The organism is Ensifer sp. GW821-FHT05G01 (genome assembly GCF_059419585.1).
Window position 1 is genome coordinate 432,219 of record NZ_JBWKSC010000004.1, and the last position, 14,994, is coordinate 447,212.

Here is a 14,994-nt window from a genome sequence, read left to right on the forward strand (position 1 = left end):
GATAAGATGCCGCACTCATTCGCGGATCGATCTCCTTCATGCCTCTGACCACCCATTCGGCACCTGCCGACGTACCCACCGACACCAGCACCCGCCAGATCCACGACAAGCTGCGCGATGCGATCGTCGAACGACGGCTTGCGCCGGGAACCAAGCTGTCGGAAAGCGATGTCGGCGAGCTCTTCAATGTCAGCCGCACGCTGGTGCGCGCCGCCCTTCAGGCGCTGGCCTATGAAGGGCTGGTCACTGTCGAGAAAAATCGCGGCGCCTTCGTTGCCCATCCCTCTCCGGATGAAGCCCGCCAGATTTTTGCGACCCGCCGGCTCATCGAGCCCGGTCTCCTGCACGCGGCTGCGGCCCGGATCGGCCCCGTCGAGATCAAGGAACTGCGCCGCCTGCTCGCCACCGAACAGCACCTGACCGCGCAGCGCGGCCGCTCGGCCCGCCGCGCCGAGATCAAGGCGTCGGGCGATTTTCACCTGGCGCTCGCCGACCTCACCGGCAATACCATCCTCAGGCGCTTCATGGACGAACTGGTCGCCCGCTCCTCGCTCGTCATCGCGCTCTACGGACAATCGACCGTTTCGAGTTGCGGCCACAGCGAACACGACGACATCCTGACCGCGATCGAAACCGGTGACATCGAGACCGCAGCAGCGCTGATGATCCATCATATCGATCACATTGAGGCCGATCTCGACCTTCGGGAGCGCAAGCCGACCGACCTCAGGGCCGCGCTCGATCTCTGATGCCTGCCGCCCGAAGGGCACAGCGGTAGCGGTCCATCGACGCGCATCATGTGGCGCCGCTTGCGCACGACCTGCGTTGGGGCCGACCATCACCCCTCCCTCCAGCACCTCCATCAACCGAAAAATCTTTGGCGAAATCTGTCACGGCCAAAGCGTGGCCGCGTTCGTCCGAAAGCCTTGGCTTTGGGGACTTTCGGCAGCCGCGGCCGCACCGACCATGTCGGGTCGCCGTCCTCATGGTTAAAAAACTGCATTCGCCGAGGGAACCATCGGCGATCCCCGGCGTTGCCCTCCCGCTCAAAAGACTATGAATGAGGAATGCAAGATGAGCGAAAAGACCTTCGCAACGCCGATCCACCTGAAACTGTCGTCCAAGCGGCAGACCGTCGTCAGGACGGTCTGGGAGGCGCTTGAGCTGCTGCGGCAATGGCCGGGCAGACGTGGACGGGAATATCGTGCCGCCCTTCAGCGCTGCCTGGATGCGCTCGATGGGCTGACCAGCGTAAACAGGGCAAGCCGCTGCTTTACCGCAGCCGCCCGTGAGTCAGGCCTCCTGCTCGCCTGAGAAAAACTCCAGTTTTCCGAAGTTCACGCACCGGCTGAACCGCCGGTGCGTCCACCGCCACTACTGCGTCGGCCGGCCGAGGGTTTCGCCCTTGTCCGAAACAAGTGCGGCAAGTGACGCCTTGTCCAGCCGCCAGTCCGGCGAGCCGTAGCCGAGCGGCCATTTATACGGTTCCTTGTCGTTGAAGAACACCACGGCCGTCAACAGCGGGAACCGATCGCGATAGGTGTTGCGATCGAAGATCTCCGCATACCAGGCGCGCTTGTAGTCGGGCGAGCCGGAAACGCCGAGCTCTGCAACCATCACAGGTTTGCCGAAACCTTCGACCCGCCGGTATTTTTCGCCAAGCGTCTCGCCGAAGCTGCGCTCGCGGCCCCAATAGTCCACATCCATCTTCTGCAGGCCCCAGACGGGAATGCCGATGGCATCGACCACATCGTCGCCGGGATAATAGCCGGTCAGGTTGCGATGGCCTTTGGGCGACCAGACGAAGCGCACGTCGGGCGCAAGCGTGCGGCAGCTTTCGACGAAGTAACGAAACGCCTTCCTGTATCCATCCGCATCGCGCCGCGCCCAGGGATAGCGTCCGTCAGGATCTTCCATCTCGTGGCCCCAGCGTATGTAGACCGGGGCAGCCACCGCACCGGCGCGCTTGCAGATATCGCGGATCTCGCGATCGAAGCGGCCGCGGCCGATATCGGCAAACAACCGCTCGCCACCTGCCCGCCAGTCGCTCGCATGGGTATAGGGCTCGACGGAGATCATCAGCGCCCGGCCTTGCGCCTCGGCAATGGCGATCTTGCGCTTCAGCATCGCCTTGTCGAGCGCCTGCCAATAGACGAACACATGTTCGATCGTCAGCGCATCGCTGTTCGTTACCGCGTCATGCGGATCATAGACGCCGATCGCGACCGCGCCGCCGGATTTTCCCGCGACCTTGCCGGCCGTACCGATCGAGGCCGTCGTCAGCACCCGGTCGACCGTGTCACCGAGATCGGCAGCCGCGGCATGCGCCGCCCCCAACGCCGGCGAAAGCGCCACGAGGCCGGCCAGCACCAGCGATCTGAACATCGCAATCGACACGATATGTCTCCGTCTGAGGATCTGGAGCGTTTCGCGGAACAGAGCGAAAAAGGCTCTTCCCAAAAGGTGCATGACTGCAAGGAACTGGAGTATTTCGTCGCTCAAAACCCCAAGCGGAAACACTCTAACGACACTATATGAAGACGAACCAATTCAAGCGCATCACCCAAATGGGAACGGCTTTACAGCGAACTTCTGAGGAAGCAGCGCGACGTATGGCCGAAGCCACTCGGCGAGCAGATGTAGGGCGCACGGCCGAGATAGGAGGTGACCCGCTTCCTTGCCGGCAGCGGCTCGACGATATCGTCATCCTGCGCAACCCTGATCAACTTACCCGCTTTCGGGGCGATACCCGGCACGCCCGTCACGGCCTTCGGGCCGGCAGACGCAAACAGGGGGCTTTCCGCCATGCCCGCCGACGAACAGCCGGATGAGACAAGCAGAAGACCGAGAAACGAGGCAGGTACGAGATACTTGAAACCTGAAACGGTGGTGCGGCGGAGACCGCCCAAGACGGTTAGGCTTCGCATAAGCATCCTTTCGAACGAGCGGCCATCGCCGCCTGGCAATTTCCCTAGCGGGAATCGACCGTGAAGTTCAACCCTCACTTCTTATTATTGACAGCTAAAATTAAGAGTTTCTTTCTGAGCGCCGGCTTTTCGAACGCGAGGCCGCTGCCAGACCGCAGCCGCCCGCACCGGTCCCGACCCTGCCGACCGCGCTCCAGCGGCGTCGAGACCCGCAACCACAACAAAGAGCCGCCACGAAATCATGAGGTTAGACAACCGATCCGCACGCACCAAAAACAAGGGGATAGCGCTATCGGCCGCACTCCCCGCCTCTCATGGTGCAGACCGAGGCATCCGCCATCGAAGCCGTGCGCGCCAACGCCCTGTCAAGCCGGAACAAACGTTCTCCTGCGGGATGCTCGATGCAGGCAAGGAACGGCACGCGCACCCGCTCCGACCAAAGTCCCCCTCATTTCTGGCCACCCGCCGTTTACACAGTGTTGACCTCTGTGACGCACCTTGGCTTCCAGGCGCAACATGTTTGAGCGTATGCGCCCACTCCAAAACTGCCCGCTTCTGGCGGGCATTTTTTTGGCATCGCAGAGCGCTAGGATCCGGCTGTTATACGATAGCGTGCTGGCTCTGCTGGTTCGCAGCCAGAGAAAGCTCAGGTCCCGGTATCGGCTACTCCTACGTCCAGCTTGGAACGCCGCTGCATTTTGCTCTATCGCCTGTTCACGTGGCGCATTGGCCGGCTGAAACTTCGCTTGTCGACGTGGGGCCTTGGTGTGCTTCCGTTCACGATCCTTGCATGAGGTTACGCGCAATGTGCAGCAGCGCTGAATCGCTGCAGTCTGACCCCTTTGTTGGTTTTCCCGCCTCCAGCCAGCAGACGGTCATGACCGCCAGAATGTCCTCATCGGATTGGATCACTCCTGCCGCATCAAAGTCTCTTCGAATTATCGCAAGAATGTTGCTGCGTTCGACGTCCAGCGCCGCCATCGCAAGATCATCCGAGTAGGTCTTGGCATTCTCGCCGGCAAGGGCCAATTTCTCCGCTGCCCAGAAACCGACCAGCTTGTTGCGACGTACAATTCGCATCATGTCCGCGCCCAGACCAGCCATCGAAATTCTCCATTGCTGCCTGATCGGACATCGTAGCAGAAACGACGAGGAAAGGGGTTGGGATTATCCGACGTTGGAGGAACACATCTTGCGCCATATCGCGTAGCAACAAAATCGCTGGAAAGTGTCCCTCGCCGGCGTGCATATCAAATGTGGGACACACGTAGCCAGAAAACTTAGCAAATTTAATACTCAGAGGGGATTGGTGGGCCCGGAGGGCCTGCGAAGAGTCAACGAAAACAATTGGCTACCAGATCGGTTAGCCAACGCTGTTCGGCGATTGTTCTCGATTTTTGGCGAACCCCTTTTGCCGTTCGCCACCGGATATGGTGCCCCATGCCGGAGCGAGGTAATTGCCTAAAAACAATGCCTTGCGGTAGTGTGGGACATGTGGGTTGGACGTACTTTCATTATCTTTTTCCCAGCATCTGTCTCACTCGATCCAGACCACCTCACTCTAATTTTCATGACGTGATCTCCGGATCGAAATTTTCAGTTTCAACCCTCAGAACTGCTCTGATCATCGCTGAGTACGCACCAGTACCCGCAAGACTTTCATCAAGAAGATTCCTGTACATTGACCGACGAGATTCGACCGCAATTCGCGCATCTGCGATCTTATAGATGATGCCGTAGATCCTCTCTAACTCCTGGTCGCGTTGCTCCAGCAACTCCGCCCGATACAGCTTCAACAAATCAACGGTGGACACTCCCTGTGGAGTCTTACCTTTGGGGACCACTCCGAGCAACGTTATGTGTTGAGCCGGGTCTACTGAATAGGGATCTAATATTTGCTTGATGAGAGGATCTTTGTCGCTTTTCAGTTGGTTGCATATCTCGCAAGCCAGGGTCAGGTTGCTCCACTCAAAGGTCATCTTTCGATCGAGAGACTTGGGGTATATGTGTTCCACATCTCCGTGGTGGATATGCAGTAATTTGCTTTCGCAATAAGCACACTTTCCGTTGGTCTCTTTGACTAGCACATCTTTAATTTCAGGATGCCGATAGCGTGCCATTTCCGCGGCAGTCGGCTTATCTCCTGCTGCATATTTTGCCTCGATTACAGCCGTCCAAGCTGCGGCGTTCTCCCGCAACTTCTTTGGTTCATCCTCTTTTTTCAGCTTGATCATAGACGCTCTGCCATCTTGCTGAGCGTCTGCGCGTAGTATGAGCCAAGGCCGGCCGATTCGAGGCGGCCGCGCAATGCGTGCACACTCGCTTCGGTCAAGTTCTGGATATTAAAATCGCGAGCAATGGCTTCGATCTCATCCTCAGCCCAAGATGGCATCGTCACGGGCACGCCGAGCACGCTCCGCAGAATGTCCCCCGCGGTACCTGCTTTATTAAATCCATCTAGTTGCTCTGAATGCACTTTGCGGCCACGCTCTGTGGCCACATCGTACCGTAATGCGTACACGCGGGAATCTCTGATCGATGAAACAATGAAGGGACTATGAGTTGCTACGATAAACTGCGCGTTCGGAAACGCTTGCAGAAGAGACACCATCAGCTCCCGCTGCATAGCAGGATGAAGATGGTTCTCCGGTTCGTCGATTACGACAGAGAAACCGTCGGGGTGCTTTTTGGATAAGACAAAAAGTGCCCACGCCAAGTTTATTAACGTTGTGATCCCGCCAGACGCAGCGTCGAGCGCGAATTCACCCGTCTTTGTGATGAGTACCAGTTCCGGCAAGCGGACAGAAAAGTCCTCGAAGCCCAAGCTCTCAGGCAAAAATCCCCGCAACAGGTCACGGAACCCTTCAAACATTGACTCCATTTCACTGTTCGGCGTGATGTACTTCCCCCCCGGACCGAACGCGGCCATCGCTATCATGCTCGTTTTTACCGAGTTAAGGGGGGCCGGAGTTCCGACTGGGTGCTCGTGGTGCGAGATAACTCCGTGATTGCCAATTACTTCCTGGTAGATTTGTTCGAGACCTTTTCCATTTATCGGTAGGTGCCCGACGCCTACATACCTATTCGCGCCCAGGTGAGGGTGAAAAAACATCCCAGGGACATTCTGGAAGTGCGACAGGTCAATTCCAGATACTACGTCTTCAGATTGGGCATGCATCGCGAGACTGATGGTAGAGCCGTTTGTGAGTGCGACCGAACCGAATTTTGCAGAATACAAGCCACGGCCTTGATCATCCGAACGCTTCGCGTGGGAATAGATGCGCTTATCGCCCTCCAGCGGCACGCCAACGAGTGAATGGCTGATCCCAAAAAACTGAGCCAGAATTCTCACCAAGGTACTTTTACCGGCACCATTCGCACCAGCGATTATGGTCAATTTGTCGTGGAACTCCATATCGACGTGCGAAAACTGCCGCCAATTGGAGACACTGAGATTCTTGAACATTAGCCCCTCACCACAACCGTCGACCGCTTAGCTAACACCTATCCAAGATTGTCTGACGGATTGAAAGATAGAATTTCACGGCGGCGTATGTCGCAAGCCCTTTTTTGATGCCCGCCGCGATGGTACTCGGAGGCGGGCCACCTCAATTAGCCAAAATCAATGGCTTGCGGATAAGCTGGACACTCACCTGTCCAGCTTTTTCATTATGCATTCCGGCAAAGTGTCCAGCCATTTCGAGCGCCGGCTGTCCCGAAAGAGGAGACGATCATGGATGCAGCCCCTTCCTACGGCGAATTGTTAAATTAGCGGGACCTTGCAGAACGCAGAGCGCGCCCTACCATCTTCGGTAGGAGGACTCGCTATGTCGAAAATTCCCGCGCCGAAGCATGCGAATTGTCACCCCGATCGCGACATCCTTAGCCAGGCTGCGATGAAGGCCAATTACCAGATGCTGCCCGATGGAGCGCAGGCGGCGGGCTGGTCGCGTGTGGATATCGCGATTGCTCTAATGGTGCAGGATGCGGAAAACCAGTTCCTCGCGATGGAACCCGCCGTCGTGCTGGCGGCACGGAAGCCGCACTAAGCACCTCCCTAAATCTGGTCGTTGACTCTCTGCGCAAATGAGAACATTTGTAGAACAAATTTACTCAGAAGGCATTGAGCATGAGCGACGAAGTCGGCGCTACCAAGAGAGCGGAAAGCGGCCTGGTTGAGCACCTGTGCGAGCATCCTGGCTGCACGAAGTGGGGGAGCTTCGGCTTCGCACACGGAAGAGCAGTGCCAAATTGGTATTGCTTCGAACACCGGATCGAATGGCCACCGGCCAAGAAGTCCTGATCCAACGGCGCTGCGGGGCGCCCCTTCACGACATGCGGCTTGTTGAAACCTCGATCGAGGAGGAAAGCGCATGTCTGACGAAATCGCGATCAAATACAAATGGACGAAAGAGCCAGGCGGGGCGGAAATCTACCACGCCTACGACGGCAACCGACAGATGGGCCGGGCTGAGAAAGGCGTCGTTGGCGGGCACTTCCTCTGGTTCATGCCCTTCAATCACGGGATCAAGGACATGACCGGGGTCCAACTCTTCAATGGGTCGGCCGCCTCTGCGCGGGAAGCTGCTGCAGCCTGCGAGGCTTGCTATGACGCTGTGTTGGGCCTGACATGGCCGGGGATGACGCAGAAGCACTTGGGCGAGCTGCTTGACCATGAGCGCTGGATTATCGAGCGCAGGGAGCAATGGGAGCGGGAGGTGGAAGCGCGCGAGGCAGCTAAAGGCTAGCTGGTTGTTTCGCCGAGATCGAACACCTCGACTTCGTCGGTGCGTTCCCGCAGCCCTTTAAACGACGCGTGGCGAAGCTTCCCGTCGCTGGTGATCTCGATGTAGTCGATCTTCGCGACCAGCACTGGCTGACAGAAGAAGGCATTCCTGCGCGCAAGCTTTACCGGCGGCACCTTCGCCGGCATGGCTGACAGGCGCCTCTTGAGGTCGCGGGAAATCTTTTCGGAGAAGCCAGTCCCGACGCCGCCGACATAGACAAGCTCGTCGCCCCTCGTCGCCGCCAGCAGCAGTCGCGAGATTGTACCCGGCACGTTTGTCGAGGGCTCAAAGCCGACGATGACGAAACTGTCGGACTGGGTGCATTTGATTTTCAGCCAATCGCCCCGGCGGCCGGATCGATACGGCGCTCGCCTGTCCTTCGCGATGATGCCCTCAAGGCCGAATTGGCAGACCGTTTCGAGCAATACGTCGCCATCGGCTTCAAGCTCCTCCGAAAGCCGAATAACGCTGCCACTCCCCTTAATCGCGCTTTCGAGCAGCGTTCGTCGCTCCTGCTGTTCCATGCCGCGCAGATCGTGGCCATCGAAGTAGAGCAGATCGAATGCATAGAAGATGGCGTCTCCGGCGTTACGCTTGCCGCCACGGCCACCAAGCGCCGCCTGGAGCAGGCCGAAGTTCGAACGGCCGGCGTCGTCGAGCACGACCGCCTCACCGTCGAGGATCATGGTTGTTGGCCCCAGCGCCTTCGCCGCCTCCTCGATCGCGGGGAAACGATGCGTCCAGTCATGGCCGCCCCGGGTGAGGATGCGCACGCGGCTCGTCTCAACATGCACCGCCAACCGATAACCATCCCACTTGATCTCAAAAGCCCAATCGTCGCCCACTGGCGCCTTCTTTGCGAGCAGCGCTAGACAGGGCTCGACACGGTCAGGCATCGGGTCATAGGGCGGGAGAGACTTAGCCATGATTCATTAAGGCACAGTCGAATTAGAGCGTCATCCCCTATCCTAAGGCCATTCCTCCGCGCCGATCATCCTTTCCCAATAATGACGAAAACCACGCGTCGGATCGCCTCGGCGAAACTCACACCGAGCGCCATGGCCGCGATGCCAGTGACGCCGAGCGCACCGATACCCATCAGCTTCCACCGCTTCACGTCGTCGGTCACCGGCTTCATCTCGGCCACGTCAGCGACGATTGTGGCCGTGGACGTTTCGAGATGGCCGACGCGACCGACAAGCTCATCCATGCGGCGGTGCACGGCAGCGCGACTTTCGGCCGCCTTGTCTTCCGCTCGATCGGCGCCCTCCTCTATTCGTCGCATGGAATCTTGCAGGGCCCGCATCCCCGCCGCCAGTTCGCCAAGCTGGCGATGGACAGCCGCCTCTGTCTCTGTTGATGCCATTACCGCCCTTCCCCATGCCTCACGCATTCCGCATTGGTCCAGACGCCGCCAGCGCAAAGGCCGACGACAGTCCGGTCTATTTTCCGTTGATCCGCCGGCGTCACCCCGCGCGCGCCGACCAGGTCAGTGCCGACGATCTGCCGGAGGCCGTCGACACTTGCGGGCGCCAAAGTCCCACACGCCGCCCCCATCGACACATAGGTCATAGTCAGAGCGAGCATCGCCCGCCGAATGAGCCGCCGCATTGTTCTGCCTTTCGATTGCATTGGTGATTGATCGGGCGCCGTCCTCGCGGATCTCAAGGACGACCCAGGTGATGGCGGCGAGTACGAGCACGCCGCCGATGATCGTCGGCCAGGACGTCATCATCCCGCCTCACGAACGCGCCGGACGAAGTAATAGAGCCCCACGCCGACGCCAGCGACGAGCGCAGCAGCCAGAGCCCATTGCACAGGTCCATTGCCGGCGAAGAGCGCGCCACCGGCCGAGAGAAGGCCACCGAGCGGGCCCCAGGCTTCAGGACGCTTCAGCACCTCACCGATTCCCGTATCCCGGCTGTCGGCTTTGGCCGAACCTTCCGGGCTTGGGCTCTTCGCGACAGTGCTGCCGCTTGCATCCGCAGCCAGGCGCAACGCGTTGCCGACGACGCCCGGGGTATCGGCCCACTGTCCTTTCGGATCCTTGCCGGTGACGCGGATCGTCCAGCCCCGACCATTCTTCGGAAAGCCGGTCTGGCCGTTTGTGAGCGAGCGCAGAAACTTCATTCGGGCTTCGCAATAGTCTCGGATCAGCGTGGAGACCCCGCCCGGGTATCGCCGCACCGCGGCAAGCGTCTGTTCGCCGAATTGGCCGTCCTCACGCACACCCACGACGCGCTGCAGGGTCTTGACCGCCCGCGCCGGCCCGGAGTTGACCGAGAAGTCAAACGCCGCATAGTCGAGCCCCGGCGGCAGCAGGTCGCCCCCTGCTTGGTTCCAGTATGACCGCCGGTAGATTTCGACGGCCTCCTCGCGGCTCATGCCCTGCACCTGGACGGCGCTGACGGCCGGCACGCCTCGATGAGCGGCCAGCGTCTTATGCGTGATCCCGTACTTTGTCGGTCCACCTTTATCCGTCTTGACGTTCGAATAGCCGCCCTCGTGCCCGAACACGAGTTCGAGAGCGACGGGAAGAGTTTCCCGAGCCATGTGGTTCACCTTGTTGTCGTGTGGAAAGTTGATAGAAGAGCGCCAACTTTTCGTTGCAGGGTTTACTGCATCGCAAAAGATTGCCATTTTCCCGCGCATCGCCTCGGAGGATTAGATGCAGAGACATATTGCAGACGTTATTGGGCAGATCGAAACCGGATCGGTTGCCGACGGTGACCGCCAGGCATCGATTGAAACGCTTCGCCAGCTCGGGCTGAATGACTTCCTCAACGCCCTTTGGGAGATGCCAAAGCCCGAGTTCCCCAAGGCTTCAGCCGCATTGCCGCCCATGGCTTCGAAAGAGACGCAAGCACGCTGGACCGGCGCAAGCGGCGAAATCCTGATGCGCGCAACGCTGTCGTTTGTGCGAGCCGCCGCCGCAAACTATGCGGAGATCACCGGCCAGACGCTTCGCGGCAAGAAGATCCTCGATTTTGGCTGCGGTTATGGCCGAATGCTGCGGGCGTTCGCCTATTACTCCGACAAAGTCGTTGGCGTTGATCCATGGTCAGAATCGATCAAGGTTTGCACGGAAGCCGGATTGCCAAACGTCCACCTGTCCGAATACCTGCCGAAGTCGCTTCCGGTCGATCAGGACTTCGATTTCGCCTTCGCCTTTTCGGTATTCACCCACCTGAGCCAGAGGGCCACAACCACCTCACTTGCGGCGATCCGCAAGCACATGAAGACCGGTGGAGTTCTCTGCGTCACCATCCGGCCAATCGAATATTGGCGTTCGCAGAAGATGTATGCCGAACGCGGGGAAAGCTGGCTTCAGTCGGTGGAAAAGCGCCACGATGCAGAGGGCTTTGTATTCGCCCCTCATCACAGAGAGGCCGTCGACGGCGACATCACCTATGGCGACACGTCGATGACCGTCGATTATCTCAAGTCCATCGCTACGGGCTGGGAGATCGCCGCAATGGATCGGTCGAGCGACGACCTTATGCAGCGCTACATGTACCTGCGAGCTGTCTAGCAGTTACGAGGCGGGCACTGTGAAAGCAGGCCCGCCTTCCACCCGAACGAATACATGGCAACTCGCGCCAATGGCAGCGTGCCAATCTCCCGGCCAGTCAAGTTTTGTCGCTAGCTGGCGTGCAGCCTCGATGTGGTTCCCGGTGGCGTCGAGCGCTGAATTCCAATCGACCGTAATGAAGCGATCAGCTGCATCGCCGTCGAGTATCGTTTGGGCCTTGACGCGCGCCGGGTTTTCGCCGTCGCCTCCAAGGAATGTGGTTTTGATTGCTACTTCCATGGATCAAAGTCCTTTTTCGGGTTCGACGATGATGCCGGTCAGATTTGAGAGAACGCTATTCGTGATTTCGTTCTCGGAGATCTTCAGATCAGCCCACGCCAGAGGCTTCAAATCCACCTCGACTTCCTGCGCCATAAGTCGATTGACGGCCTCGTTAAGCGCCGGATAAAGTTCAATATCATCGGTTGGCTGGGCATCGGGGGCGTATTCCTTGCGCGCCATTTCATGGGCGGCCTGGTAGTCGCGCTGGACCTGAGACAGGCGGTTGATGTTCATCGCAATCTTGAGCTTGATTGTCTCGTCGCACTTGTATGGCTTGAAGATGACGGCGTCTTGCGAACCGTTCTTCACGGCGACCTGCCGGCCGTCGAGCGAACGGAGAGCGTGAAGAAGCGTAAGAGCTTCCTGATAGTTCATGAGGCAGTTCCTTTCGTTGTTAAACAAGCACGCCGAGCAGATCGATGTCTGCGCCAGCAACGCGAATGCGCACGCGTCGATTTGAAGCGATGTCGGCTGCCGTGGTGGCCGCATATGTGACTTGGAGAACGCCTGTTCCCTTCGGCTGCAGGACAAGGTTCCTGTCCGCGTCATCGCCAGCAACACGGATAATGGGAGAGAGGCCCGCTGCCGTGGCAACCATTTCGAGATAGTTGACCGCGCTAGCGTTGAACAAGAACTTCGCATACGGTTTATCGTCGGCATAACGGATCAGTTCAAACCCGCCGTTGACAAATCGCGATCTGGTCCCGTTGGCGGCCTGCGTGACAGTCGATGTCAGATACGCGGCTTCAAGACCATCGGATGAGCCATACCAGCCAACTTTGTGCTGTTGAGCCAGCGTGATTGCGCGACCGTAGCCGCCGCCATCAGTCACCAGGGCGTCACTGCGGAACACGATGCCGGTATTGAAGCGTGCGCCATTGTTCACAATGCTCAACGCGAACGATGCTGGAAGTGCGTCGGGGTTGACGAGCGGGTCAGCGCCCGAGGCGAGCGCTAGGCCATAGGTCCAACCGTTGGCGCTCTCGCCGCCAACAAGGCCGTACGGCAGCACTGAAACATCAGCTACGCCAGTGCAGTTGGCCACGTCTAGTTCGATGCCTGCCACATGGCCAGACGACGTGAACTTGCGAACCGCGTCAATGTAAAGGCCCCATGCCTTAGTATTGACGGTCGTCTCATTTCGAACGTGGAAAATACCGCCGTAGCCCTCGACGCCAGTAGTCCCAGCTATCCGAGTTGCGCCGACAAACTGCATGCCGTTGCCGCCTGTCGAGACAACCCGACCGTGCGATTCCAAATATCCCATGCTTCGGGAGGCGCCAGGCTTGATCGTATGAAGCCACGATGCACCCGTGTTTGTGTCCGGTGTCGTGGAGCAATCAAAGCCAGCGCTATCCCCGATCATCACTCGATCACGCAGGCGATGGACATACGCCGGGGTCGTGCTGTTGGTCCAAAAACCACGAGCCTCTGCGCCCTGCCTGATCCAGACGAAGGCCGGGTTTTCGGTTGACGCCACGTAGATGTTTTCACCAACGTCGGTCGCCATTGCCGCAAGCGAAGTGGCCGACAAAGACGCCAATAGATGCGGGTAGAACGGGATTTGGCGCGGGTTTTCGCGCGACACAGCGACGAGATCCTGCGCCGGGTTGATCGCCTTCAGCGCGGTCCTGTCGGCCACATGCACAGGCGTGGAGAGGTTAGAACGAGCGGCGCCCTTGTTAGCCAGGTCGCTGAGGTTCTGCGCCTTCTGCATTGCGCCGTTGATCCGCGCGTCGTCGCCGGCTGCAAACGTACCCGGTTCCGTTCCGACGTCACCGGGTTGAAGCGCCGTCTCGGCCAGACTTCCTTGCTCAAGCGAAGCCGCACCGATGTTGGACCTTATCACGGATTGATCTTCATCCGAGAAATCCTGCGATGCGTCAGAGCGCAGAAGGCCCAGTTCACCAAGAGCCGTGACGAGCGAGCTCCGGTCGTCTCCAGGATTTGCAAGATAATTGCTGAGAGTATTTTCTGCCATCAGTTTCCGCCTCGGCGAGCCGTTGGAAGGCGCTCGTCTATGTGTTCAACAGAGAATTCGTGTTCGCGCAGAAGCTTCAATACTCGATGACGACAAGCCCCTTTGCGCCTGCTGCACCGGCATAAGTCCCTGCAGACCCGCCATTGCCGCCGCCCCCGGGGAAGAGGCCGACAGCACCGACGCCTCCGATCGAGATCGTCGGCGATCCGGAGCCCATTCCTGCACTTCCACCTATGCCCGCCGCCGGTGTCGTCCCGACAAGGAATGCGATACCGGCGCTCACTCCAGAGACAGCAAACGGCCCGGTGCCAGTACCGCCGGCGCCCCCTTGGCTCGTCTGGAGAGCGTTGTTCCCGGCGTAGCCTCTTCCGCCACCCGTCGCGCTGACAAGGCCCCCGAACGACGACGGCCCACCATCTTGTCCATCCGTCGGCGTGGAGGCTCCACCCGCCCCCCCGTTACCTACTGTGACGGCGATAACCTGACCCGGATTAACCTCGACGATGCCTTCGGCATAGCCGGCGCCGCCACCGCCGCTGCCAGCGCCATTGGCGCCGAATGATCCACCCGCTCCACCGCCACCGCCCCATACGCGCGCCTTGACGCGGTACACGTCGGCGGGAACAGTGAAGTTTCCTGACGCCGTAAACTGCTGGGTATTGCGGGCTGGAATGTTGGCCGGCGAGAAATTTGCGATCTGGAATTTTGCGCCGTCGTAGACCAGCAACGCGTCCTGTCCTGTAACCAGGTCGTTAGCCCGGGTCGGGGCGCCGTTGGCTCTCGCTATGCTCTTTATGCCCGCTCCGAAGTTCGCCGTCGAAGCGCCGGTGACCGTATTGGCAACCTTGATGCTGTAAACGCTTCCCTGCTTGTACTCGCTTATAGCAGGAACAACGGATGCAACGATCGCATTGGCACTGCCAGTGTCTGTCCCGACATGAACAAGCGTCTGCTCAGCAGGCAATGCACCCAGCGCCTGGAAAAACTCGCCGTCGTAAGCGAAGGTAACAAGATCGCCGTCGGACCACTCTCCTCCGGCAAGCGCGCCGCCACCTCGCCGGACAATACCAACAGCTGACAGACCCGCTACCCGCAGCGTTGCGGGTCCAGTTGGAGCCAAGGATGTCAGCACAATCAGCGGCATGCCGATGATGTCAGAGTAAGATGAAGGCGCCGGATTGAGAGTTACGACAATCGCGTTCGCAGTACCCGTTGCTTCTGCGAAGTTCATTTTCTGGCTCTGAATGGCCCTCGCCAATTGCAGCAGATCCGCGGGCGCGAATCCGGATTTGCTGATGACATCGACGATTTCCCGCTGCGGTTCTTCGACTGCCGCCGCTGGAGGCACAGACCCCCTGATCGCAGCCGCCGTATTTCGGTCGACGTAGGGCGCATTCGCATCACTGGAGCCAAAAGGCGCATGATATTTCATTGGTGTTCCTCAAA

Annotated in this window: 20 protein-coding genes; 6 read left to right on the top strand and 14 right to left on the bottom strand. The window is 59.1% G+C overall.

The genetic code is table 11. The annotated features are described in order from the left end of the window. The first annotated feature begins 38 nt into the window (after positions 1–38). Complete coding sequence (locus tag AC07UR_RS13260; RefSeq protein ID WP_209790617.1) at positions 39–749, top strand: GntR family transcriptional regulator; 711 nt, start codon at positions 39–41, stop codon at positions 747–749. A 325-nt stretch (positions 750–1,074) separates the two neighbouring features. Then, complete coding sequence (locus AC07UR_RS13265) at positions 1,075–1,314, top strand: DUF982 domain-containing protein (RefSeq protein ID WP_077500014.1); 240 nt, start codon at positions 1,075–1,077, stop codon at positions 1,312–1,314. 60 nt (positions 1,315–1,374) lie between these two features. Here the strand turns inward: AC07UR_RS13265 and AC07UR_RS13270 are convergent, their stop codons facing one another. The 5 genes from AC07UR_RS13270 to AC07UR_RS13290 form a co-directional block, all read right to left on the bottom strand. Continuing rightward, on the bottom strand, positions 1,375–2,397 hold the full coding sequence (locus AC07UR_RS13270) for a glycoside hydrolase family 26 protein (protein WP_209790616.1): 1,023 nt from the start codon (positions 2,395–2,397) through the stop codon (positions 1,375–1,377). Positions 2,398–2,579: 182 nt separating this feature from the next. After that, positions 2,580–2,909 (bottom strand): hypothetical protein, encoded by a 330-nt coding sequence (locus AC07UR_RS13275; protein WP_209790899.1) that lies wholly within the window; start codon positions 2,907–2,909, stop codon positions 2,580–2,582. Positions 2,910–3,704: 795 nt separating this feature from the next. Further along, positions 3,705–4,031, bottom strand: a complete 327-nt coding sequence (locus AC07UR_RS13280; RefSeq protein WP_209790615.1) for an ATPase inhibitor subunit zeta — start codon at positions 4,029–4,031, stop codon at positions 3,705–3,707. A 464-nt stretch (positions 4,032–4,495) separates the two neighbouring features. Next, on the bottom strand, positions 4,496–5,161 hold the full coding sequence (locus AC07UR_RS13285; protein WP_494700229.1) for an HNH endonuclease: 666 nt from the start codon (positions 5,159–5,161) through the stop codon (positions 4,496–4,498). Further along, on the bottom strand, positions 5,158–6,393 hold the full coding sequence (locus AC07UR_RS13290) for an AAA family ATPase (protein ID WP_494700230.1): 1,236 nt from the start codon (positions 6,391–6,393) through the stop codon (positions 5,158–5,160). The genes AC07UR_RS13285 and AC07UR_RS13290 overlap by 4 nt, the downstream gene beginning before the upstream one ends. A gap of 361 nt (positions 6,394–6,754) precedes the next feature. On the opposite strand from AC07UR_RS13290, the gene AC07UR_RS13295 reads away from it, so the two are divergent. The 3 genes from AC07UR_RS13295 to AC07UR_RS13305 all read left to right on the top strand — a co-directional run bounded on the left by AC07UR_RS13295 (position 6,755) and on the right by AC07UR_RS13305 (position 7,675). Continuing rightward, complete coding sequence (locus AC07UR_RS13295) at positions 6,755–6,976, top strand: hypothetical protein (protein WP_494700231.1); 222 nt, start codon at positions 6,755–6,757, stop codon at positions 6,974–6,976. An 80-nt stretch (positions 6,977–7,056) separates the two neighbouring features. Then, positions 7,057–7,230, top strand: a complete 174-nt coding sequence (locus tag AC07UR_RS13300) for a hypothetical protein (RefSeq protein ID WP_494700232.1) — start codon at positions 7,057–7,059, stop codon at positions 7,228–7,230. A gap of 70 nt (positions 7,231–7,300) precedes the next feature. After that, positions 7,301–7,675 carry a hypothetical protein gene (locus AC07UR_RS13305; RefSeq protein WP_494700233.1) on the top strand — a complete coding sequence of 125 codons (375 nt, stop codon included), beginning with the start codon at positions 7,301–7,303 and terminating at the stop codon, positions 7,673–7,675. On the opposite strand, the gene ligD is transcribed toward AC07UR_RS13305, so the two are convergent. From ligD to AC07UR_RS13330, 5 genes are all read right to left on the bottom strand, one after another. Next, the gene (ligD, locus tag AC07UR_RS13310; RefSeq protein WP_494700234.1) at positions 7,672–8,640 is read right to left on the bottom strand and encodes a non-homologous end-joining DNA ligase; all 969 of its coding nucleotides are present in this window, start codon (positions 8,638–8,640) and stop codon (positions 7,672–7,674) included. The two genes, AC07UR_RS13305 and ligD, sit on opposite strands and share 4 nt — an antisense overlap. Positions 8,641–8,705: 65 nt before the next feature. Beyond that, on the bottom strand, positions 8,706–9,080 hold the full coding sequence (locus tag AC07UR_RS13315) for a DUF1515 family protein (RefSeq protein ID WP_494700235.1): 375 nt from the start codon (positions 9,078–9,080) through the stop codon (positions 8,706–8,708). Then, on the bottom strand, positions 9,080–9,301 hold the full coding sequence (locus AC07UR_RS13320) for a hypothetical protein (protein WP_494700290.1): 222 nt from the start codon (positions 9,299–9,301) through the stop codon (positions 9,080–9,082). The genes AC07UR_RS13315 and AC07UR_RS13320 overlap by 1 nt, the downstream gene beginning before the upstream one ends. Beyond that, entirely contained in the window at positions 9,204–9,449 is a 246-nt protein-coding gene (locus tag AC07UR_RS13325) for a hypothetical protein (protein WP_494700236.1), read from the bottom strand. The genes AC07UR_RS13320 and AC07UR_RS13325 overlap by 98 nt, the downstream gene beginning before the upstream one ends. Further along, complete coding sequence (locus tag AC07UR_RS13330) at positions 9,446–10,267, bottom strand: glycoside hydrolase family 108 protein (RefSeq protein WP_494700237.1); 822 nt, start codon at positions 10,265–10,267, stop codon at positions 9,446–9,448. The genes AC07UR_RS13325 and AC07UR_RS13330 overlap by 4 nt, the downstream gene beginning before the upstream one ends. Before the next feature lie 115 nt (positions 10,268–10,382). Between AC07UR_RS13330 and AC07UR_RS13335 the strand changes: the two genes are divergently transcribed. After that, on the top strand, positions 10,383–11,246 hold the full coding sequence (locus AC07UR_RS13335; protein WP_494700238.1) for a class I SAM-dependent methyltransferase: 864 nt from the start codon (positions 10,383–10,385) through the stop codon (positions 11,244–11,246). A 3-nt stretch (positions 11,247–11,249) separates the two neighbouring features. Here the strand turns inward: AC07UR_RS13335 and AC07UR_RS13340 are convergent, their stop codons facing one another. The 4 genes from AC07UR_RS13340 to AC07UR_RS13355 all read right to left on the bottom strand — a co-directional run bounded on the left by AC07UR_RS13340 (position 11,250) and on the right by AC07UR_RS13355 (position 14,980). After that, entirely contained in the window at positions 11,250–11,525 is a 276-nt protein-coding gene (locus tag AC07UR_RS13340) for a hypothetical protein (RefSeq protein WP_494700239.1), read from the bottom strand. A 3-nt stretch (positions 11,526–11,528) separates the two neighbouring features. Continuing rightward, complete coding sequence (locus tag AC07UR_RS13345; protein WP_494700240.1) at positions 11,529–11,942, bottom strand: hypothetical protein; 414 nt, start codon at positions 11,940–11,942, stop codon at positions 11,529–11,531. Positions 11,943–11,961: 19 nt separating this feature from the next. Next, positions 11,962–13,548 carry a hypothetical protein gene (locus AC07UR_RS13350; protein ID WP_494700241.1) on the bottom strand — a complete coding sequence of 529 codons (1,587 nt, stop codon included), beginning with the start codon at positions 13,546–13,548 and terminating at the stop codon, positions 11,962–11,964. A 76-nt stretch (positions 13,549–13,624) separates the two neighbouring features. Next, the gene (locus AC07UR_RS13355) at positions 13,625–14,980 is read right to left on the bottom strand and encodes a glycine-rich domain-containing protein (protein ID WP_494700242.1); all 1,356 of its coding nucleotides are present in this window, start codon (positions 14,978–14,980) and stop codon (positions 13,625–13,627) included. Positions 14,981–14,994: the final 14 nt, after the last annotated feature.